General features: G+C 69.8%; 2 protein-coding genes. Both read left to right on the top strand.

Translation table 11 applies throughout. The annotated features are described in order from the left end of the window. Window positions 1–417 precede the first annotated feature (417 nt). Window positions 418–8,640 (top strand): amino acid adenylation domain-containing protein, encoded by an 8,223-nt coding sequence (locus tag ACFW3F_RS20340; protein ID WP_388060647.1) that lies wholly within the window; start codon window positions 418–420, stop codon window positions 8,638–8,640. After that, on the top strand, window positions 8,637–20,768 hold a 12,132-nt coding region (locus tag ACFW3F_RS20335; protein ID WP_388060598.1), incomplete at its 3' end, for an amino acid adenylation domain-containing protein. The genes ACFW3F_RS20340 and ACFW3F_RS20335, both read left to right, overlap by 4 nt.

The following is a 20,768-nucleotide window of genomic DNA, read 5'->3' as shown; positions in this document are numbered from 1 at the left end:
GTGCCCCCACGGGATGTCGTTCGACCCCGGTGTCGGTCGAACGACCGAATCTGGCCGACCGCGAATCGCTGCAGGCGGTACGAGAGTGACCAGTGTGGCCCTGCTGGACTCGGGTGACCCCATCTGTCACAACAGTTTTCGAACCGCTTCGCAGCCGCGATTCACCGGGCGGTGCGGGATGTATCACTTTCGGAAGCAAGAGCGATGTACCGCGTATGATTCGTTGCTGTTCGACGATCGCTGCGGGGGGACGCGGGGGCGCCTTCGTCGGGCGACCCAATCGCCGAAACCGACGTCGGACGAGGCATGGATGACACTGCGTCCCACCGAGATGGGACTGGGGGAGACAGGCGCCCGGGGACACCCCGAGCGCCTCGAGGGGCGGATCTGTTGGATCTGACCGCGGCGCAACGCGCCATGTGGTTTGCCGAGAACCTCATCGACGATCACTCGGTCACGGTCGCGCACTACCTGGACATCGTCGACGACGGGCGCCCTTTCGATCGGGAGTTGTTCCGTCGCGGGGTCCTCGAGGCGGCGCGCGACCTGCAGACGGCGTACACCCGTGTGGTCGAGGTCGACGGCACACCGCATCAGTTCATCGACTTCGCCGTGCCGTTCGATGTCGTCGAGGTCGATCTGCGGGCCGAACCGGATCCCGTGGCGGCGGCCGAGGACTGGATGCGCACCGACCATCAGCGGTCCGTCGACCTGCTCGCCGATCCGGTCGCCGTCGCCGCCTTCATCCGGGTCGCAGACGACCGCACGTACTGGTACATGCGGGGTCACCACATCGCGTTCGACGGATACGGCGCGCTGATGTGCTTGCACGAGGCGGTGGCACGGTACAACCAGCACCGGGAGCAGGGCGCCGGGGTCGATGTCCCGGGCCCGGCATCGTCGCGCGCCGGTCGCCGTCCGGTGCAGCGTGCCACTGTCGCCGAGGTGGTCGCCGACGATGCCGCGTATCGGCAGAGCTCGCGGTTCGACAAGGACCGCGAATTCTGGCTCGAGCGCGCCGCCGGACTACCCGAGCGTGTCAGCCTCGCGGCCCATCCCGCGACCACCGGCGTCCGCAACGAGACGATCGTCTCCGCCGGGATGCTCGGTCCCGAACTGGATCAGGCGCTCCGGCACTGTGCCCGCGACCTCGACGCCTCGGTTGCGGCGATCCTCACCGCTGCGTTCGCCGCATTCCTCGCGCGTATGTCCGGAAGCGACGACATCGTCCTCAGTCTGCCGGTGACCGCGCGCACGACAGCCCGCATCCGCCACTCGGCCGGGATGGTCTCCAACATGCTGCCCCTGAGGGTGGACGGAATCGCGTCGGCCACGTGCGCCGACGTCGTCGCGGCCGTCACCGCCGAGATCACCGCGGGTCTGCGCCATCAGCGCTATCGGTCCGAGGACATCAGGGCGGCAGCCGGTTTCGGTGATGCCCTCGGTACGTCATTCGGTCCGCTGGTCAACCTGTTGCTGTTCGACAAGCCGATCGTCATCGACGGCGCCCGCGTGCACTATCACATGTTGTCCGCCGGGATGGTCGAAGATCTCGTGATGAACGTCTTCGCGGCGGGCCCGGACGCGCCGCTGGAAGTCGGGTTGCACGCGAACCCGTCCTTGTACGAGCCGGTCGAACTCGACGCTCACCGGAACCGCCTGCTGAGCCTGCTCACGCAGTTCGTGGCCCAGCCGAGCAGACCCGTCGCCGACCTCGATCTCCTGATGGTCGGGGAGTCGACAGCACTGGACCATCTCGGTTCGGGCGGACCGGCCGTCGACGCCGTGGGTGAGCACGTGCTGGCCGCCTTCGACCGCCAGGTCATCGCGACGCCGGGCGCACCCGCCGTGACCTTCGGGGACACCACCCTCACATACCGCGAATTCGCGCGTTCCTGCGCGGAATTCGAGCACCGATTCGCCGATCTCGGCGTGCAGGCCGGTGATCGGGTCGTCGTCGCACTGGACCGGTCGATCGAGCAGGTGTGCGCCATCTACGCCGCGATCGGGCTGGGAGCGGCCTACGTTCCGGTCGATCCGGCCGAACCGGAGGAGCGTCGACAGGCGATCACGACCGCGGTCGCGCCGTCCCTGGTCGTCGACGCTCGGTTCGTCGCCGACCTCGCCGACCTCGCCGGCTCCCCGCTCTCCGGCACGCCGATATCGACGAAGGGTGGGGGCGGCCGCGAACGGTGCGGGAATCGACGGGCTCCGGCGGGTCTGGCGGCCTATGTCATCTTCACGTCGGGTTCGACCGGTATCCCCAAGGGCGTCGAGATCGATCATCGTGCGATCGAACAGCGACTCGCCTGGATGCAACACGATCACCCGATCACCACCGGGGACGCCGTGTTGTACAAGACCCCGGCGACGTTCGATGTGTCGGTCTGGGAGTTGCTGTGGCCGTTGCGCGTCGGGGCACACATGGTGATCGCGGCTCCGGGTGGGCACCGCGATCCCACCTACCTCCGGGATCTCATCGCGCGTTCCCGCGTGACCGTCCTGCACTTCGTGCCGTCGATGCTCGATGCGTACCTCGACGTCGTACTCGGTCCGGACCCCGGCGGCCCGCCGCCGGCTCCTCGACAAACGGTCGGCGACATCCGTGTACTCGATGACGCAGCACGTGAACGGGTCTCATTGCCCGATCACGTGCGATGGCTGTTCACCTCCGGGGAGGCATTGTCCGCCGGACTCGCCCGGCGGGTGAGGTTCACCACCCGCGCCCGGCTGGTGAACCTCTACGGGCCGACCGAGGCCGCGATCGACGTGACCGCCCAGCGGGTGACGACCGAGCGTGCCGTCGTTCCGATCGGTCGCCCGGTGCCGGGCAGCGTGGTGCGGGTCCTCGACGGTCGACTACGTCCGGTTCCGGTCGGGGTCGCGGGCGAGCTGTATCTGGTGGGGGCACAGCTGGCGAATTGTTACGTCGCCGCGGCGGGTCAGACCTCGAGCAGGTTCGTGGCCGATCCTCGTGGCGCTGCCGGTGCACGGATGTATCGGACCGGCGACCTGGTCCGCTGGACCGGCGGCGGTGAGCTGGAGTATCTGGGACGCACCGATCAGCAGATCAAGATCCGGGGTCAGCGTGTGGAACCCGGTGAGGTCGAGGCGGTGATCGCCACCATGCCGGGCGTCGACGCGGTGGCGGTGGTCGCGCGCAGCGATCTCGGGCCCGCGCCGGTCCTGGTCGCCTACCTCCGCGCTCGCCGGGACGGGGCGGGCGACGAGTCCCGTGCCGCGAACGGCGACGAGGACGTCCGGGCGGCGGTGGATGTCGAAGCCGTGCGCGCCCACTGCCGGCGTCGACTCCCCGGGCACATGGTGCCGCTCGGGGTGGTCGTTCTCGACGCGTTCCCCACCACCAGGTCGGGCAAGCTGGATCGGCGCGCTCTGCCGGCGCCGGTACTCGGTTCTGTCCCAGCCGGTTTCCGGCCGCCCCATACACCGGCCGAGCGGGCGATCGTGTCACTCGTGGAGCAGGCGCTGGACCGCGAAGGTGTCAGCGTCTCGGACAATCTCTTCGCACTGGGCTCCGACTCGTTGCTGGCTGCCCGGATGGTGGCCCGCGCTCGTGTCGACCATGGGCTCGAGATCGCGCTGACCGACGTCTTCGATGCCGTCGACCTTGCTGATCTCGCCTCGCGCGCCGTTGTGACGTCGGCATCGGTCCAGTCCGCCGCAGACCTGCCGAGGCCGCCGCGTCCTGCCCGAATCCCGTTGTCGCAGGCGCAGACCCGGTTGTGGTTCATCAATCGGATGTCGCCGTCGGAATCCACCTACAACATGTCGGGGGCCTTGCGTCTGTCGCATGCGGCCGACGCCGACGTTCTGCTGCGAGCCGTCGTCGACGTCATGGACCGGCACGAGATCCTCCGGACCGTGTTCCCGGTCGTCGACGGTGAACCCGAACAACGAATCCTGGACCTGGAGGCGGTCGTCGATCGCCTCGGGACTGATGTCACCCTCGCGGGGAGCGCAGCCAGCGAGGTCGAGGTCACCACCGCCGTGGCGGCGATCACCGACGTGGGATTCGATCTGGCCGAGGAGATTCCGTTCCGGTACCGGCTGGTGACAGGCCATCCCGACGGCGATGTCATCGTGTTGGTACTTCACCACATCGCGGCCGACGGGCAGTCACTCCGCCCGCTGTTGCGAGATCTGATGACCGCCTACGACAGCCGGCGTGCGGGCGAGGAGCCGGACTTCCCGCCCTTGCCGATGCAGTACGCCGACGTCGCCGTGGAACGTGCCGAGACCCTCGGCACACCGGAGTCGCCATCGCCGTTCCTGGTGGAGGGGCTGGAGTTCTGGCGCGCGGAGTTGCGTGGGGCGCCGGATCTGTTGCAGCTCCCCACGGACCGCCCGCGCCCGCGGGTGATGTCGAGTAGCGGAGCGCACGTGGACACCGTGCTCGGTCCCGGTCTGACCGCGGGGATCCGGCAGCTCGCGAGGTCGCTGTCGGCCACCCCGTTCGCGGTCTTCCAGTCTGCTCTGGCGATCACGCTGGGCCGGTTGGCCGCCACCGACGATGTGAGTATCGGGACCGCTGTGGCCGGCCGGGACGATCCGGCGGTCGCCGAGCTGGTCGGGATGTTCGTCAACACCGTTGTCCTGCGCACGGCCTTGCATCCGGGGGACACCGTCGCCGACCTCGTCGCCGCCGCCCATCGCCGGTGCGCTCGTGCGATGGCGTGCGCCGACGTCCCGTTCGAGCGTGTCGTGGACGCTGTCGCCCCGCACCGGTCACCGTCGCACTCACCGCTGTTCCAGGTCGCGCTGACGGTACAGCCCGACCAGCTCGCCGAGCTCGCACGCTGGACCGGGTCCGCAGAAGTGCTCGACGCGCGGGTGCCGTCCGCGAAGTACGACGTGACCGTGTCGGTGACCGACCGTGGCGAGTGCTACGACGTCGAATTCGCCTACGCCACCGATCTCTTCGATGTCGGTACGGTCCGGCGCATGGCGGGGCACCTGGAGTTCGTCCTCGAGCAGATGGTGCGCGAGTCATCTCGGACCATCGGTTCGATCGACCTCCTCCGGCCGGACGAGACGGCCACCCTGGGCGTGCCGGCCAGGGGTGCGCGTCCCGAACAGACCCTCGCCGATCTGCTGGCTCAGGGTCTGGCCCGCGCCGATCCCGGTGCACCGGCTCTCGTGGGGGACAGCGCAGTGCGCTGGTCCGAGGTCGCGACCACCACCAATCAGATCGCACGCGTCCTGATCGACCGCGGCATCGGCCCGGGCGACGTCGTCGCCGTGAGCATCCCCCGCTCACCCCGTTCGGTCCTGGCCGTGCTGGGGGTGGCTGTGAGTGGCGCCGCCTTCGTCATGGTCGACCCCGGTCTGCCGGTCGCGCGACGGTCGGCGATGCTCGCAGACAGCGGGGCGGTTCTGTTGATCACGGCGGATTCGCCCCCCGTAGGTGACAGCGATCCATCGCAGGCCCGGTCATCGGCGACGGTGTCCTCTGTCCCGCACCTGATCCTCGACGACCTCGAGGTCGATCTGGGCATCGCGCGGCGGCCGTCGAATCCGGTTGCCGCCGCCGAGCGGGTCAGACCGATCTCTTTCGACGACGCGGCATACCTGCAGTTCACCTCGGGATCCACCGGGCGTCCGAAGGCTGCCTCGTTGACCCATGCGGGGTTCGCCGAGCTGGTCGCCGAGCAACAGCATCGGCTCGGCGCGGCATCGGACTCGCGCATACTCCACGTCGCCGCACCGGGTTTCGATGTCGCGGTCTGGGAGATCGTGTTCGCGGTGTGTTCGGGTGCCCAGCTGGTGATCAGCCCGCCGGACGTCTTCGCCGGTCCAGAGCTGGAGTCCGTCATCGCCCGGCATCGGGTCACGCACACGATCATGACCCCGACCGCGCTCGCCACGCTCGATCCCGGTGCGGTGCCCGAACTCGAAGTCGTGATGGTGGCGGGTGAGGCCTGCCCGCCGGATCTGGTCACGAGGTGGAGTGCCGCGGGCCGCCCGCTGCTGAATCTGTACGGCCCCAGCGAGACCACCATCTGGGCCACCGTCTCGGCACCCCTCGAGCCGTCGGAGCCGGTCACGATCGGTGGCCCGATCGCCGGAGTGGGCGTCAAGGTCCTCGATGCGTGCCTGCGCCCGGTGCCGGACGGCGTTCTCGGCGAGCTGTATCTGTCGGGGCGGGCGCTCGGGCGCGGTTACCACGGTCGGCCCGGACTGACGGCCGGCCGGTTCGTTGCTGATCCGTTCGACGCCGGTGGCCGGATGTACCGCACCGGCGACCTCGTCACGAGGACGCCGTGCGGCGACATCGTCTATCACGGCCGCAACGACTTCCAGATCAAGATCCGCGGCATGCGGGTCGAGCCCGGCGAGGTCGACGGGGTTCTCGCGAGTCATCCCGATGTGGAGACCGCGGTCACCGTCGGGATGTCGACGCCGGCGGGGGATACGGTGCTGGTGTCGTATGTGACCGCCCCGGCCGACCGAGTGCCGGCACCCGAGCACATCCTCGACCACGCGGCGGCCCGTCTCCCCGCGCACCTCGTGCCGCACACCGTCGTGGTGCTCGACGAGATGCCGATGACACGGACGGGCAAGGTCGACCGCCGCGCACTGCCCGAGGTGGAGATATCCCCGGCGCGTGAGTACGTCGCGCCGCGGAGCCGACTGGAAGGTGTCGTGGCTCAGATCTTCGCCGATGTCCTGGGGGTGCGGGAGGTCAGCGTGCACGACGGGTTCTTCGAGCTCGGTGGCAGCTCGCTGTCGGCGACCAAGGTGGCCTATCGCGTCGAACGGCACATCGGACGTCGTGTGCCGATGTCGCTGCTCTTCGAGAATCCCACCGTGGCGGATTTCGTGGCAGCGGTGGCGACGGTCGACCAGGCGGCGGCGGGTCGCATGCTGACACCGCGTGAACGCACACATGTCGTCGACCTCACCGGGGTCCAACGCGGACTGTGGTCCATCAACCAGATCGATCCGGCTTCGCCCGCGTACAACGTCGGCCTGACCCTGGAACTCGACGGCCGGCTGGATGTGCCTGCGCTCACCGGCGCGGTCGGCGATCTCGTTGCCCGACATGAGTCGCTGCGGACACGCTACCCACTGCACGACGGCGCGCCGGTACAGCTCATCATTCCCGCCGCAGATGCAGTGCACGCGTTGCGGATCCCGCTCGTCGACCTCGCCGGGGACCGGCTCGGTGTGCCCGCAGGCGACCGGTGGGACGCCGAGGTCGCCGCCGTCGTCGAAGCCGGTTTCGATCTGACCGGACCCCCGGCCGTCCGTGCGACGATCCTCCGACTGAGCGCGGACCGACACGTACTGGTGTTCGTCGTGCATCACATCAACGCCGACGGCGGTTCACTGGGTCCGCTGGCACGCGACCTCGCCGAGTTCTACGCCGCCCGCATCACCGGCCGGTCCGGGTCGAGGAGTGCCGTCGGGCAGCGGGTTCAGTTCGCGGACTACGCGATCTGGCATGCCGAACGTCTTCAGACCATGCGACCCGACGGTGTCACCGAGAGGCAGCGTCAACTCGAGTACTGGGGACGGCGCCTCGACCGAGCCGGGGAGCCGGCGACGATCCCGACCGACCGTCCCCGCCCGATGGAACCGCGCCATCTCGGCGGCGTCGTCGATCTCGACATCCCGTCGTCGACCGCCACGATGCTCGCCCAGATGGCACGGGTGGGCAACACGACCCAATTCGCCGTGCTGCATGCGGCGCTCGCGGTCCTGATCGGACGACTGTCGGGTAGCGACGACATCGTCATCGGCACGCCCTTCGCCGGTCGCGATGATCCCGCTCTGACCGACATGGTAGGGATGCTCGCGACCACGGTGCCACTGCGCACGCGGTTGCGCCTCGACGAGCCCTTCGTGGATCTGTTGCGTCGAGTGCACACCGACGACTTCGCCGACCTGGGACACACCGACGTGTCCTTCGACGAGATCGTCGACCACCTCGCCCGCACCGAGGGGGGGTTGGTCCGCCGGGGGCGACGCAACCCGCTGTTCTCGGTGATGCTCGCCTACCAGAACCTCGAATTCCCGGATGTCGAACTCGACGGCCTGCACGTCCGCTCGCGGTTGCCCGCGTCGTTCCCCGCCAAGGTGGATCTCGAGGTCATGCTCTATCCGGGCGACCCCGACGGCGTCGACCGCAACGGCGCGCTGGGCGGGCAGATCGCCTTCGACACCGACCTGTTCGATCCCGACACGGTCGCCCTGTTCGCCGAGCGGTATCGAAACCTGTTGAGCGACATCGTGTCGCGTCCGGACACCGCGGTCGGCGATCTCGCCCTCTGGGCGGAGCGGACCGTGGCCGACCACCGGGGAACCGATGTCGCACCGCTGCACGAGATCGTGTCGGAGGTCGCGGCCATCGCACCCGACACGGTGATCGGCGTCGCCGGGGCGCCACAGGTGACCTTCGCCGACCTCGAGGCGACTGCCGTCGCCATGTCGATCTCGGTTCCCGACGACGATCCGGCGGAGGCCCTGACGATCGCCGTGGCGACGCTTCTCGCCGACGCCGACAGGTCGATCGACGACGTGTTCGAGAGCGTGCGCACCGCCGCCGATGCCGTGCTGCACCGCGGCGCAGGCGCCGGACCGAGTGCGGTCCCGCGCAATCGTGTGGGACCCGCGTGACGTCGGACACCTCGATTCCCCGCGCGTCGGCGGGGCCCGTCCCGCCGTCGCCGCGCCGTCCCTCGGCGCTGCGGCTACTGGCGCTCGCCGCCACCCTTGCGGGCGACGCCGAGGCGATGACGGGTGCGGCGGGCCCGGTGTCCGTTCGCGACCTGCACCGCCGGGTGTCGGCCTCGGCGATCACCCTCGCCGCACGTGGCGTCGCACCCGATGCCGCCCTACGCGCGACGGTGACCGCGCTGATGCCGCGCGCGGGGCTGAGCGGTTCGCAACTCGCCGCCGCCGCGGCCGAGATCGTCGACGAACTCGATGCGCGGTTCGCCGAGATCCTGGGCTCCGGTGACCGCGAGTCGCTGCCCGGGCTCTTCCGAATCGCCGCGCGTCGTCGTCCCGATGCCATCGCCCTCTCCGATCTCGGCGGGGCGTCGATCAGCTATCGGGTACTCGACGAACGATCGGAACGGATGGCCCATGCGCTCGTCGCTCGGGGCGCGCGACCCGAGACCCTCGTGGGTGTCGCGCTGCCGCGCTCGGTGGACCTCGTCGTGGCATTGGTGGCGGTCCTCAAGACCGGCGCCGCATATCTGCCGCTCGATCGCACCCATCCGGTCGCGCGGCTGAACGGCATCGTCGACGACGCGTCGCCTGTCGTCGTCCTGGCCGGGGCCGAGACGGTCGAGGCCTGGGCGACGATGTCCGTACCGCTGTGCACTCCGCAGGACATGATGGCGCAGTACGACATCCGCGTCGACGGCGCGCAGCCCCCGCCGCTGCCGGAGCACGTGAGCGCGGAATCGAGTGCGTACGTGATGTACACCTCCGGGTCGACGGGGAGGCCCAAAGGCGTCGTCGTCACCCACGACAACGTGGTGTCGCTGCTGGCGGCACTCGACGCCGTCGTGGAGAGCACGCCCGACGACGTGTGGTCGATGTTCCACTCCTACGCGTTCGATGTGTCGGTCGGCGAGATCTGGGCGGCGCTGCGTGCCGGCGGGCGCCTCCTCGTACTCGACCACGCGACGACACGTGCCCCCGACGACGTGGTCGAGGCTTTCGACCGGCACGGGGTCACGATCGTCAACTTCACCCCGTCGTCGTTCTATCAGTTCGCTGCGACGGTCCGGCCGCCCCACGGCCGACGGTTGCCCGGATCTGTCCGACGCCTGCATTTCTCGGGAGAACTGCTCGACTACGAGCAGGTTCGCAAGTGGCAGTCCGACCGGGCGGCCGACGGATCGGGAACGAGGCCGGGCGCCGACGTCGCGGGCCCGCAACTGAACAACATGTACGGTCCGACCGAGACCACCGTCTACATGACCCGCCGCGAACTGACGCAGTCGTTTGTCGACGGGGCGAGAGCCTCCGACATCGGGACCCCGCTGCTCGGCTCGCGCGTGCACGTTCTCGACGGCCGCCTCGCGCCCGTGCCCGACGGGGTGCCCGGTGAACTGTATGTGTCCGGCGCCCAGGTCACCCGCGGATTCCTGCGGCGGCACGGTCAGACCGCCACGCGGTATGTCGCCGATCCGTTCGGGCCGCCGGGTGCCCGGATGTACCGGACCGGCGATGTCGGGGTGTCCCGCAACGGATCCATCGAGTTCGTCGGACGACGCGATGGTCAGGTGAAACTCCGCGGCTTCCGCATCGAGCTCGGTGAGGTCGAGTCGGCGATGTCGGCGCTGAACGGCATCGACGCGGCGGGGGCGGACATCCGCACGCTCGGTGACACCGAGCATCTCGTCGGTTATCTGGTCGCCGCCGACGGGGCTGGGGAGTCGGCTGCCGCCGACGGGGCGGGGGACTCGGCCGTCGCCGATGGTTTCACGCTGTCGGAGAACGACATTCGTGCGCGTCTCGCGAACGCGGTGCCCGACTACATGGTGCCCACGCGATTCGTCTGGCTTCCGCGTCTGCCGCTCACCGTGAACGGCAAGCTCGATCGTGGGGCCCTGCCCGACCCTGGGTCCGGCGACGGTCCGGCAGTCGCCGAGCCGCCGGCCACCACCATCGAGTCGGCGCTGGCTGAGCTCGTCGCCGAGATCCTGGGCGTGAGCGACGTCGGGGTCACCACGTCGCTGTTCGACCTCGGCGGCAACTCGCTCACCGCGACCCGGGTGGCTGCTCGGGCGGCCGAGCGGTTCGACACGACCGTCTCCGCGCGTGCGGTGTTCGCCGACCCGACGGTGCGTGGTCTGGCCGCGATCATCGAGGGGCGGGAAGACCGGGACGGTCCCGGGACCGGCGCCGCCGCGCGTCGGGTGCCCCTGCGCCGAGTCGACCGTGGCGGCGTGCTCCCGCTGTCGCCCGCGCAGCGTCGAATCTGGTTCCTCGAGACGCTGGACCCGGGTGGCGCCGGCTACCTGATCCCGGCTGTCCTCCGCCTGAGCGCCGCGCCGGGCCCGGGTCGCGGCGATGGTCGCCGGACTCCGGACCCGGCGGTCGTCGCCGCTGCGCTCGCGGATCTGCTTGCGCGCCACGAAGTGCTGCGCACGCGGTTCGTGTCGGTCGACGGCGTCCCCGAGCAGGTGATCGCCCCGGCGGGGGACCCTCGGCACGACGTCCGGGTGGCGTCCCCGATCGACATGCGCGGCGCCGACGAGGTCGACATCTCCGCCACGATCGCCGAGATCACCACTCGTGGTTTCGATCTCGAGGCTGCCGCGCCGGTACGGGCCCGCCTCCTGCGCGTCGCAGACGACGACGCGATCTTGGTCCTGGTCGTACATCACATCATCAGCGACGGTGGTTCGGTCGCGCCGATGGTCGCCGACTTCGTGGCGGCCTACCAAGCGCGCGTGGCCGGCCGGGAGCCCGGCTGGGCGCCGCTGCCGGTCCACTACGCCGACTACGCGGTGTGGCAGCACACGCGGCTCGGCGACACCGCCGATCCCGACTCTCTCGCGGCACGCCAACTCGACTACTGGCGGACCCGCCTCGCTGGTGTGCCGGAACTGATCGCGTTGCCGGTGGACCGGCCGCGCGCCCCGCTCCGCGACGACGCGGGTGCCGAACTGTCTTCGGTGTTCGATGCCGTCACCTGGAACGGGTTGAGACAGCTCGCGAGCCGGCACGGCGCGACGATGTTCATGGTCGTCCACGCACTGCTCGCGGTCACGCTCGTCCGGTCCGGCGCCGACGAGGACCTCGTCATCGGAACACCGGTGGCCGGACGGGGCGAGCGCGATCTGGATTCACTGATCGGGATGTTCGTCAACACACTGGCGCTGCGCAGCCGGGTGAGTCGTGAGGTCGCATTCACCGATCTCCTGGACGTCATCCGCGACATCGACGTGACCGCGCTCGATCACGCCGATCTCCCGTTCGAGACCGTGGTCGACGAGGTCGTCGCGGTACGGAACACCGCACACCCGCCTCTCGTCCAGGTCGCCCTCGCGTTCCAGAACGCCTCCCGGCCCTCGGTCGAGTTGCCGGGTCTCGTCGTGGCGGAGATCGAGGCCCCGGTCACCACGGCCAAGGTCGACCTGCAGGTCACGGTTCTCGATGAGCCGGGTCGCCCGGACGACGACGACACCCGCGTGATCGTCACCTACGCCACCGCCCTGTTCGACGCCGAGACGGTGGAGGCGTTTCTCCGTCGGATGATCGCCATCGCGCGAGCGGTCACGGCCCACCCGGACACGCCGGTCGGCGACCTGCCCACCGGCGACGACGATTCGGGCTCGGTGGTCGCGTCACCGGGCATCGCGCCGTCGAGGTCGACGCTGGCCGAACTGCTGGATGCGGCGATCGCCCTCAACCCCGACGGCATCGCGATCACCGAGAACCAGCGGTACCTGACCTACGCCGAACTCGACGAGGGGACGCGACGGCTGGCCGGTGCGCTCCGGGCGCGCGGTGCCGGACCGGGGTCCGTGATCGCCCTCGCCACACCGAGGTCACTCGGCGGGACGGTGGGGTTCTGGGCCGTGGCGCGAACGGGAGCAGCAGTCGCCCTGGTCGATCCCGCGCTGCCGGGCGAGCGCCTCCGCCACATGCTGAGCACCGTCGATGCACGGCTCGGTATTGCCTCGGCCGCCGTGGTCGCAGGTCTGGAGCAGTTGGCGGCCGCGGTGGAGTGGATCGTCGGCGAGAAGTACCACGGGGCCGAAAAAACCGGGAGGGACGAGACCGGCAGGGACGAGACCGGAATCGAGACGGCCGCCCGGCCGCCGCGACCAGATGACACCGCCTATGTCATCTTCACCTCCGGGTCGACCGGTCGGCCGAAAGGTGTCGCAGTCACCCACCGCGGGCTGGCCGATCTGGTGGCCGACGCGCGTGCGAGATTCGAACTCACGCCCACTGCACGCGTACTCCGTTTCGCAGCACCAGGTTTCGATGCCACTGTGTTCGAAACCCTGGTCGCGGTGGCGGCCGCGTCGACGATGGTCGTGGTGCCCGACGGCGTGACGGGAGGTGTCGAACTCGCGGCAATCCTGCGCCGGGAACACGTCACGCACGCGACCATCACCCCGACGGCCCTCGCCACGGTGTCCGACGCGACCTCTGCCGACGGGTTTCCCGACCTCGGGGTCATCTCCGTCGCCGGTGACGTCTGCTCGCCAGAACTGGTCCGCACCTGGTCGTCCGGTCGTGCGATGCGAAACCTGTACGGTCCCACCGAGGCCACCATCTGGGCGACGTCGTCGGCACCGATGCGCTCGGGGTCGGCAATCACCATCGGTGGTCCCATCGCCGGGATCACCGCCGCGGTGCTCGATCCGCGCCTGCACCCCGTTCCGGCCGGCGTGGCCGGTGAGCTGTACCTGGCCGGTCCCGCTGTTGCGGCCGGCTACGTCGGTCAGACCGCGCTGACCGCGGAACGATTCGTCGCCGCCCCGGTCACCACCGCCCCCTTCGCTGCGCCGGGGACACGGATGTACCGTACCGGTGACATCGTCCGGTGGCGCCGACGCGACGGGCGGTGGACGCTGGACTTCCTGGGACGCAGTGACTTCCAGGTCAAGATCCGCGGATTCCGAATCGAGCTCGGAGAGATCGACGCGGTCCTGGGGGAGCACGAGGCGGTGGATTTCTCGACGACCGCCGGTGTGCCGCACCCGACGTCGGGCGAGACGGTGCTGGTGTCCTGGGTACACGGTGTCGCCGGCGTTGCCCCCGACACCGGCGATGTGGCCGCGCACGCGGCCCGTCGACTGCCCGCTCACATGGTGCCCACCGTCGTCCTGCCGATCGACGAGATCCCACTGACCGCGGCCGGGAAGCTCGACACCAAGGCCCTGCCCACGCCGCGGTTCGGCGCGGACGTCCACGTCCGGGCCGAATCGGGTACCGAGCAGACCGTCGCGGCGGTCTACGCCGAAGTGCTCGGGCTCGCCTCCGCCGAGGAGGTGTCGGCCGAGGCGTCGTTCTTCGAGCTCGGCGGCACGTCGCTGTCGGCAACCCGGGTCGTGGCACGCCTGGGAGTTGCTCTCGGCGTCGAGATTCCGGTGCGAGCGCTGTTCGAGACGCCGACCGTACGGGCGTTGGCCGCCGCGGTCGACGCCGGGGATCACGCTCGCGGCGCCGACCAGCCGGCACTCGAGGCGATTCACCGCCCCGATCCGGTGCCCCTCTCCTATGCCCAGCGTCGGATGTGGTTCCTCAACCAGTTCGATCCGGCCTCGGCCGCCTACGTGATCCCGATCGCGGTCCGGCTTCGCGGCGACCTCGACGTGTCCGCGATGTCCGCGGCGGTTCTCGACGTCGTCGACCGGCACGAGGTGCTGCGTACGATCTACCCGACGATGCCGGCGGGCGGAGACGGACCCGCCGGCCCCGTGGAATCCGGATCACCGGATTCCGGCGCCGTGGACCTCTCTGCCTCGGCCGGTGGCGAACCCGTGGCGCACGTCCTGGACGACTGGGCCGAGCGCATCACGATCGGTCACACGGTGCTCACGCCCCGGGCCGTCGCATCGGCCGACGAGTTGGTCGGCCAGGAGATCCACGAGCTCGTCACGGCCACGTTCGACGTGACGATCGATCTGCCGATCCGGGCTCGCGTCGTCACCGTGTCGGCCACCGAGCACCTACTCGTCATCGCTCTGCATCACATCGCCGCCGACGGTGAGTCTGCCCCGGTGCTGGCGGCGGAGATCGCCCGGGCCTATCGCGCCCGGCGTTCGGGACGGGCGCCGGACTGGTCGGCCCTGGAGTTCCAGTATGCGGATTACGCGGTGTGGCAGCGACATCGGCTCGGCGACGCCACCGACCCCGATTCCCTGATGGCACGACAGCTGCGATTCTGGGGCGAGCGGCTGACCGGCCTGCCCGACGTCCTCCCACTGCCCACCGACCGCCCCCGCCCAGCCATGCCCGACGGTCGCGCGGCCACGGTGCGTTGGTCGTTGTCCGCACCGGTCGTCTCGCGCCTACGCGATCGCGCCGCCGCACGGCGCGCCACCCTGTTCATGGTCGCGCACACTGCCACCGCCGCGGTCCTCGCGCGCCTGACCTCGACGACCCGGATCGCGGTCGCCACACCTGTCGCCGGCCGTGGCCGGCAGGAGATCGACCAGCTGATCGGCATGTTCGTCAACACCGTGGTCCTGTCGGTCGACGTCGAGCCGCACCTCACTGTCGGCGCTCTGCTCGAACGGGTGAAGAACGCCGACCTCGCTGCGTTCGACAACGCCGACGTCCCGTTCGAGCGCGTGATCGACGCGGCGAACCCGAGGCGGATCGAGAACGTGGAACCGCTCGCGCAGGTCCTGCTCGTGCACACCACGACCGGCGCTGCATCGCTCGGCACACTCGTCGATCTCGACGCCGAATTCGTCGAGATCGAGGACACCGCGGCGAAATTCGATCTCGGCATCGGTTTTCGCGAAACCGTGGACGGCGGGCTCACCGGTTCGATCACCTATGCCACAGCGCTGTTCGATCCGGCGACCGCGGAGATGATCTCCTCGGCGCTGTCCTCGACACTCGCCGCCATCGCCGCCGACGTGGACCTCCCGGTCGCCGACATCCCGGTGCTGACTCCGGTCGAAGCTGCTGCGCAACAACGATTCTCGATCGGACGCACGGTTGTTCTGCCGGATCTCACGGTGCCGGCGGCATTCGCAGCCGCCGACCCGCTCCGATCTCCGGACGCGGTAGCGACGCGTTGCGGCGAGCGCACCCTCACCCATCGGGAGTTCGCCGCGCGGGTTGCCACCCTCGCCCGGGAACTCATCGATCTGGGGGTCGGCCCGGAGGACTGCGTCGTGGTCTGCATGCCACGGTCGGTCGAATTGGTCGTCGCGGTCCACGCCGTACTCGCCGCCGGAGGACAGTACCTGCCGGTGGCTCCCGACGCACCGATCGAACGTGTCCGGTACATGGTCGACACCGCGCGCGCGACAATCGCTCTGGTCTGCGACGACCGGGCACCCGCGGCGGATGTCGTCGGTCGCATGGTGGTGGTGGACGCCGGGAGTCCCGTCGACCTCGACACGGTCCCGGTCGCCGACATCGAACGCCGGTCGCCGCTGCGCCCCGAGCACGCGGCCTACACCATGTTCACCTCGGGCTCGACCGGGCGGCCGAAGGGCGTCACAGTGAGCCATCGCGCGGTGCTGAACCGGTTGCGTTGGGGTGCAGAGGAATTCGGGATAGGGCCGAACGACTCGATCCTGTTGAAGACGCCCTTCACCTTCGACGTGTCCGTGCCGGAACTGCTGACACCGCTGCTGACCGGCGCCAGGCTGGTGATCGCGCCCGACGATGCGCACCTCGATCCGCACTCGATCGCCCGCCTGATCGACTCCGAGCACATCACCACGGTGCACTTCGTCCCATCGCTACTCGCCGTCTTCGTCGATACTCTCCGGCCCGCTCGCGGCGCCGGTGTGATTCGGCCCGCTCGCTCCGCTCCCGGCGCCGGTACGCTTCTGCCTAGCCTGCGCCACCTCTACTGCTCCGGCGAAGCGCTGCCCCCGGCAGTCCTGCGGGCGACGCGCGCCGCGCTGCCGCATGTGCGCATCGTCAATCTGTTCGGTCCCACCGAGGCTGCGGTCGAGGTCACCGCGGCGACACCGGACCCCGGTGCCGACGTGGTGCCGATCGGGCGACCGGTGTGGAACACCCAGACCTTCGTCTTCGATGCGCGGCTGCGGCCCGTGCCGGCCGGAGTGACCGGCGAGCTGTATCTGGGAGGAGTCCAGCTCGCCCGTGGATATGCCGCGCGTCCCGAACTCACCGCCGACCGCTTCGTCGCCGATCCCGCGGGCGGTGGATCGCGCCTGTACCGCACCGGCGACCTCGTCCGACGCAATCGTGCAGGCGACCTGGAGTATCTGGGGCGCAGCGACTTCCAGGTCAAGCTCCGCGGTCAGCGCATCGAGCTCGGTGAGATCGAGGCAGTCCTGTCCGAGGTGCAGGGCGTCCGCCAGGCCGTTGTCACCGTCGCGAGCGCGCCGGGCGGCTCGGATCACCTGGTGGGTTACCTCATCGGACCGGACAGTGCGCGATCTGTCGGGCACGCACGGGAGGCCGTGGGCGCGTCGTTGCCTCCCTACATGCGGCCGACGCTGTGGGTGTCGCTGACCGACGCCCCGCTGGGCAGCACCGGCAAGCTGGACCGGAAATCACTGCCCGCGCCGCGATTCGACCCGTTGTCGGCGGCCGAGGACACGGATGCTGCTCCCGTCGGGGCGACGGAACAGACGGTCGCCGCGATCGTCGCGTCGGTGCTCGGGCTCGAGGACGTGCCGGTGACCCGTTCGTTCTTCGAGCTCGGCGGGGACTCGATCGCATCCATCCGGCTCACGTCGATGCTGCGCGCCGCTGGGCTGCACCTGACACCACGCGATGTCTTCGCGGCGTCGACCATCCGTGAACTCGCCCACGTGGCACGAACGGAGTCGGTCGCCGGACTCGACGAATTGCCCGGCGGGGCAGACGGTCCGGTCGGGATGACCCCGGGCCTGGCATGGATGCTCGAACTGGCCGACGAACCGGACGACCTCGCGGACTTCTCGCAGAGCACCGTGCTCACGCTTCCGGCCGAGGCCGACGTGCCGGCATTACGGGCGGTGGTGACGGCCGTGGCCTCGGCCCATCCGATGCTGACCGCGTCCCTACGGGTCGATGCCGACGGTGGGCCGACCGTCCGCGCGGGTGATGGGACCCCTGAGGACGTCGCGGTCGAGATACTCGACCTTTCCGACATCCCGGGTCCGGGCGCCGGGGACGCGTTGCCTGCGGCACCCTCGGTGGACGACGCCATCCGGCATGCCCATGCGCGAGCCCTCGCCACGCTGTCGCCCGCCGACGGGCGCCTGCTCGCCGCGATCGGTGTCCGATTCGCCGACGGCAGTGGCCGGGTGGTGATCGCGGCCCATCATCTCGGCGTCGATGCCGTGTCGTGGCCGACCATCGTGGCGGGCCTGGGCCGCGCGTGGTGGCAGTACCGCAACGGGGAGTCCCCGGTCCTCGAAGCATCGGGCACCTCATTCCGGCGCTGGGCGGGCGTGCTGGCCGGACTCGCCGACCGGACGACGGAGATCGACTGGTGGTCGCGTCAGCTGCCGCCGACACCGCCGGGGTGGGTTGTCGATCGCGCCCGGGACAGACTCGCCACCACGAACTCGGTGACCCGCGTCGTCGAACCCGGTCTCGCGGAACGGGTGCTGGGCTCAGTCGTCGAGGCGTTCGGCGCGCGCGCGGACACCGTGCTGGCCGCCGCGGTCGCGTTCGCGGTCCGGCATTCGGAGACAGCGTCGGGTCCGGTGTCGATGATGATCGAGAACCACGGCCGTGAAGAGGGTGTCGCGCCCGGTGCCGACCTGGCCGAGACCGTCGGGTGGTTCACCTCGTTCGTGCCGGTGAGCGTCGAGGTGCCGGGGACGGCGGAGACAGCCGGCGTCGCGGGTCCGGTCCAACCCGCGCAGGACGTCACCCCGGGGCGTCGCCTGGCGGCGATGGTGAAGGCGCTCAAGGACACCCAGGCTCGGATGCCGGACAACGGCATTGCGTTCGGACCCCTGCGATGGTTGCGGACCGACTCGCCGCTGCGGGGTCGGCCCCTCCCTCCGATCACCGTGAACTATCTGGGGCTGCTGGGTGGCGGGGACATCGACGACACCGGCATGGTTGCCATGGAATTCGTGCCGGTCCCGGACGCGCCGTCACTTCCGCCGTCGGTTCGGGGGGACATGATGGCGCTCGCCGCACTCACCGTGACGGTCGGCTCGGTGGTGACCGCCGGCGGTCGTGTGCTGCGGGTGGACCTCACCGCCCCGGAGGCGTTGCTCGACCAGGCCGCGCTGGCCGGCATCGCTGATCGCTGGGCGTCCGCGTTGTCGTCGTTGGCATCGTACGTCGACGCCGTGGGCGATCCGGGGCCCAGTGAGACCGATGTGGTCGGCGGGCTGGATCAGGCGGACATCGACCACGTCCTCGCCGCCGAGTCCTGGACAACACCCACTCGGACGCCGGCCGCGATCTGGCCGCCGACGCCGCTGCAACAGGGATTGTTCTACGAGTCGGAGCGGTTGACCGGCGCCGATCCCTATGTGACACAGTCGATCATCGAGTTCGACGGCGATCACCCAGTCGACACTGTCCTGCCGGCGATCCGCGAACTGCTCGCCAGGCAACGCGTCCTGCGTTCGGGCTTTTCCCGCACCCCGTCGGGCCGGCTGGTGGTGGTCGTACCGCCGGAGGACCACCCGGCGATCATCGAGCCGGACTTCCGTGGTGTCGATCTGACGGATCTGAACATCGCCGACGCAGCGGCCAGGATCGTGGAGATCGCCGCGGAGGATCTGCGTCGCCCGTTCGTGCTGGACTCTCCGCCGCTCATCCGCTTCTCTGCGGTGTCGCACGACACCGTGACCGGCCCGGCTCACACGCTGGTGATCACCGCCCACCACATCATCCTGGACGGCTGGTCGGGACCGATTCTCGTCGCCGATCTCTTGGCGGCACATCTCGGCCGGCCTGCGATCACTCCTGCCCTCGACTTCGAGTCCTACCTCGTCTGGCTCGACCGTCGCGACATCGCGACCGCGATGGCTGCCTGGAGTGAGCACCTCGCCGGCATCGGACCGACCCTCGTCTGCCCGCAGGACCCCCGCTCCGATGGCGAACCCCGCCGGCACCAGGTGACCGTTCGGGTTCCGGCGGACAACCGGGCGGCGCTGGAACACAAGGTGCGTCAGCTGGGCACGACGACGAGCACGGTGCTGCACGCGGCGTGGTCGATCGTGTTGTCCCGGTTCACCGGCGAGCAACGAGTCATCTTCGGTGAGACGGTGTCCGGGCGGCCCGCCGACCTCGACGGTGCCGACGGCATGATCGGTCTGTTCATCAACACCGTGCCGGTGGTCGCCGACGTCGACCCACGTCGGTCGCTGGCCGGGCTCATCGATGAACTGCACCGCGCCCGCGCCCGGATGCTGGACCACCAGTTCGTCGGGCTCGGCGACATCACCGCGGCGACGGGACATGCGCGGCTCTTCGACACCCTCGTCGTCTTCGAGTCCTATCCCGTCGACGTGGACATGGTCGTGGAGGGGTCGCGGACCTCGGGCCTGGAGGTCCGCGATGTGAGCACCTCCGATGCCACTCATTATCCGTTGGCGCTCATCGCCGCACCGGAGGGCGACGACCTCTGCCTCACCGTCAAGGCTGATCTGGCCGTCGTCGGGGACGGGATCGCCGAGGTGATCGCGACGACGCTGACCGACCTTCTGGACGCGGTGATCGACGACCCGACTGTGCCGGTCGCGGCGCTCGATCCGATGCCGGCCGCGATGCGCTCGACGGTCGAGGGTTGGTCGCGTGGTGTTGGGGTGGGGTTGGGGTGGTCGGGTCGTTCGGTGGGGTCGGTGGTTGCTGAGCGGGTGGGGTTGTCGGTGGGTTCGGTGGCGGTGCGGGTGGGTGAGCGGGTGGTGTCGTATGGGGAGTTCGGTGGGTTGGTTGGGGGTGTTGCGCGTCGGTTGTCGGGGTTGGGTGTGGGTGTGGATTCGGCTGTGGGTGTGGTGATGTCGCGGTCGTTGGAGTTGTTGGTTGCGGTGCATGCGGTGGTGGCTGTGGGTGGTCGGTATGTGCCGGTGGAGGTGGATGCGCCTGCGGAGCGGGTGGGGTTCATGTTGGAGACGGCTGGTGTGGGTGTGGTGGTGGTGCGGGCGGGTGAT

It is taken from the genome of Gordonia sp. NPDC058843 (genome assembly GCF_042743165.1).
GTDB lineage: Bacteria > Actinomycetota > Actinomycetes > Mycobacteriales > Mycobacteriaceae > Gordonia.
Note: the sequence above shows the minus strand (reverse complement) of the source record. Positions and strands in the feature narration are given on the sequence as shown.